The organism is Nitratidesulfovibrio oxamicus (assembly GCF_015731765.1).
Lineage (GTDB): Bacteria > Desulfobacterota > Desulfovibrionia > Desulfovibrionales > Desulfovibrionaceae > Cupidesulfovibrio > Cupidesulfovibrio oxamicus.
Window position 1 is genome coordinate 1 of record NZ_VRYY01000245.1, and the last position, 3,822, is coordinate 3,822.

Below are 3,822 nucleotides of genomic sequence, written 5' to 3' on the forward strand. Positions count from 1 at the left end.
GCGGCCTTTGGCGGCGGCGGGCATCGCAACGCGGCCGGGGCGGAACTGGACATGCAGCCGCACGAGGCCGCGCGGGCCGTGCTGGCGGCCATTCCCGCACAGCTTGCGCCCTGCGGCAAAGAGGCATAATGTATATGGCTGTCCTGCCAGCGCAGCAGCATGGCCTTCTGGTGCTGAACAAGCCCCAGGGGCCCACCTCGGCCCAGTGCATCGCCAGGGTGAAACGGCTTGGCCAGAAAAAGATCGGGCACGCGGGCACCCTCGACCCCATGGCGAGGGGGGTGCTCCTTGTGCTGTTGGGGCATGCGACAAAAATTTCCGGCCACCTGATGGCCGACGGCGAAAAGGTGTATCTTGGCACCCTTCGCCTTGGCACCACCACCGATACGTGGGACGCGGAAGGCAGCGTGACGGCCACCGCCCCGTACGACCACGTGACCCCGGACGACATCCGGCGCGAGGTGGAAAACTGGCTGGGCAGCACCGAACAGGAAGTGCCGCCCTACTCCGCCGCCAAGCACCAGGGGCAGCCCCTTTACAAGCTGTCCCGGGCCGGGCGCGAGACGCCGGTAAAGACGAAGACCGTCGAAATTTCGCGGGCACAGGTCGTATCGTGCGACCTGCCGTTCGCGACCTTCCGGGTAACGTGCAGTTCCGGCACCTACATACGGTCCCTGGCCCACAGCTTGGGGATGCGTTTAGGGTGCGGCGCCATGCTTACGGAACTGACCCGGGAGTACAGTCACCCGTTCGGTATTGACGAGGCGCACGAGCTTGATGCCGTGCTGGCCGAGCCCGAGCGGTTGCCGGAGCGGGTCATACCCGTAACGCGTGCCCTGCCCCACTGGCCCAAGCTGCGCATCAGCGCGGCGCAGGAGGCGGGGGTGCGCAACGGAATGATCGTGCCGTACCTTCCCGAAGCCATGGCGGAACTGCCATTCGCAGAGGGACTGAAGGCCATCATGCTCGCTCCGGACGACACGCCCGTGGCCCTGGCCGAGACGCGCATCGTGAACGCGCAGCCGGTCTGGACCGTGCTTCGGGGACTGTGGAGTCAATAACATCCACTTTGGAGGATACAGCTGTGGTCATGGACGTCGATCAGAAGAAGAGCATCATTGATGTGCACGCCAAACATGAAGGCGACACCGGCTCGCCTGAAGTGCAGGTTGCACTGCTCACCGCCCGCATCGAACAGCTCACCGGGCACTTCAAGACGCACAAGAAGGACTTTCACTCGCGTACCGGCCTGCTGAAGATGGTCGGTCAGCGTCGCAAGCTCCTCAAGTACCTGAAGGCCAAGGACGTTCAGCGCTACCGTGCGCTGATCGAAAAGCTCGGCCTCAGAAAGTAATCCGCCATCGGCAGGGCCCGCCGTCGCGTGACGGCGGGCCCTGCGCGATGCGCACGGGCGCCGAGTCGCCCCCAACACGCAGCGTGAAGGGGGGTCCGGGAAGAGCGCCATGCCGGACGCCGCAACTTTCAGCTCCGGCCCCTCCATGCCACACCGACTGGAACGTCATGGTCGCAGCATGGCCTTCTCCCCGGAATCCCCTTCGCTGAACCGAAGAGGTACGAACAATGCAGAGCGTTTTCAACGCTACCCGCGTCTCCGCCATGGTTGGCGGAAAAGAAATCATCCTTGAGACCGGTCGTCTCGCCAATCAGGCGCACGGCGCGGTCTGGGTGCAGTGCGGCGGCACCGTGGTGCTGGTCACCGCGTGCACCCAGCCCATGGAACGCGACATGGGCTTTTTCCCGCTGACGGTGGACTACTCCGAAAAGATGTACGCCGCCGGGCGCATTCCCGGCAGCTTCTTCCGCCGCGAAATCGGTCGCCCCAGCGAACGCGAGACCCTGGTTTCGCGCCTCATCGACCGCCCGGTGCGCCCCCTGTTCACCAAGGGCTTCCGCGATGAAGTGCAGATTCTCGCCAACGTCATTTCCGCCGACCAGGAAAACGACAGCGACGTGCTGGCCCTTACCGGCGCCTCCGCCGCGCTGTCCATTTCGCCCATTCCCTTCGAAGGCCCGGTGGCGGGCGCGCGCATCGGCCGTGTGAACGGCGAGTTCGTGCTGAACCCCACCCTGAAGGAAATGGAAGGCAGCGATCTTGCCATCGTCATCGCCGCCTCGCGCGACTCCGTGGTGATGGTGGAAGGCGAAGCCCATTTCGTGCCCGAGGACGTCATCGTGGCCGCCCTGGAATGGGCCCACAAGGAAATCCAGCCCCTCATCGACGCCCAGCTCAAGCTGGTGGAACTGGTGGGCAAGGCCAAGATGACCGTGACGCCCCCGGTGGAAAACACCGAGCTGAAGGCCCGCGTGGCCGAACTGGCCACCACCGAACTGGACGCCGCCCTGCGCATCCCCGAAAAGATGGCCCGCAAGGACGCCCGCAAGGCCGTGAAGGAAAAGGTGCTTGAAGCCCTGCTGGCCGACCCGGCCCTGGCCGAGAACGCCAACCTTGGCCGCGAAGTGGGCGACATGCTGAGCGCCCTGGAAAAGGTGCTGGTGCGCCGCCGCATCCTGAAGGAAGGCACCCGCATCGACGGCCGCGACACAAAGACCGTGCGCCCCATCCTGATCGAAGCGGGCCTTCTGCCCCGCGCCCACGGTTCCGCCCTGTTCGCGCGCGGCGAAACCAAGTCGCTGGTGGTTGCCACCCTTGGCAGCTCCACCGACAGCCAGCGCATGGATTCGCTGGTGGGCGACGTGACCAAGAAATTCATGCTGCACTACAACTTCCCCGCCTACTCGGTGGGCGAAGTGAAGATGTCGCGCGTGTCCCGCCGCGAAATCGGCCACGGCGCCCTTGCCGAAAAGGCGCTGAAGCCGGTGCTGCCCGTTGACGAATCCTTCCCCTTCACCCTGCGCGTGGTGGCGGAAACCATGGAATCCAACGGCTCCTCGTCCATGGCCGCGGTGTGCGGCGGCAGCCTTTCGCTGATGGACGCGGGCGTGCCCGTCACCGCCCCGGTGGCCGGCGTGGCCATGGGCCTGATCAAGGAAGAGGGCGAGTACCTGGTGCTCACCGACATCCTTGGTGACGAAGACGCCCTCGGCGACATGGACTTCAAGATCGCGGGCACTGCCGAAGGCATCACCGCGGTCCAGATGGACATCAAGATCAACGGCCTGCCCACCGATGTCATGGCCCGCGCCATGGCGCAGGCCCGCGAAGCGCGCCTGCACATCCTGGCCGAAATGGCCAAGGTGCTGGAAGCGCCCCGCACCGAGCTGTCCAAGTACGCGCCGCAGCATGCCGAGGTGTTCGTCAACCCCGACGTCATCCGCATCATCATCGGCCCCGGCGGCAAGAACATCAAGGCCATCACCGCTGCCACCGGCGCGTCCATCGACATCGAGGACAGCGGCAAGGTCTCCATCTTCGCGCCCACCTTCGAGGCCATGGAAATGGCCCGCGAAATGGTGCAGTACTACGATCAGCGCGCGGACCTGGGCAAGAACTACGTGGGCAAGGTGCGCAAGGTGCTGGAAATCGGCGCCATCGTCGAAATCCTGCCCAACCTCGAAGCCCTGGTGCACATCTCGCAGCTGGACACCAACCGCGTGGAACAGGCCAGCGACGTGGCGCGCCTTGGCGAAGACATGACCGTGAAGGTCATCGAGATCAACGGCGACCGCATCCGCGCCAGCCGCAAGGCCGTGCTGCTGGAAGAACAGGGCATCGAATGGAACCCCGAAGACACCGCCCGCCCCTCCGGCCCGCCGCGTGATCGTGGTGACCGTGGTGATCGCGGTGGCCGTGGCGACCGTGGCGGCGACCGTCGCGGTGGCGACCGCGGTGGCCGTGGCGGC

3 protein-coding genes are annotated in these 3,822 nt (G+C 65.5%); all 3 read left to right on the top strand.

The annotated features are described in order from the left end of the window. Window positions 1–134 precede the first annotated feature (134 nt). Window positions 135–1,061, top strand: coding sequence for a tRNA pseudouridine(55) synthase TruB (gene truB / locus FVW20_RS09465; RefSeq protein WP_196609227.1), 927 nt, complete (start codon window positions 135–137; stop codon window positions 1,059–1,061). 23 nt (window positions 1,062–1,084) lie between these two features. Next, the gene (gene rpsO / locus FVW20_RS09470) at window positions 1,085–1,354 is read left to right on the top strand and encodes a 30S ribosomal protein S15 (protein ID WP_007526356.1); all 270 of its coding nucleotides are present in this window, start codon (window positions 1,085–1,087) and stop codon (window positions 1,352–1,354) included. A 227-nt stretch (window positions 1,355–1,581) separates the two neighbouring features. Continuing rightward, window positions 1,582–3,822, top strand: a 2,241-nt coding sequence (gene pnp / locus FVW20_RS09475) for a polyribonucleotide nucleotidyltransferase (RefSeq protein ID WP_196609226.1), incomplete at its 3' end; no start/stop codon positions are given.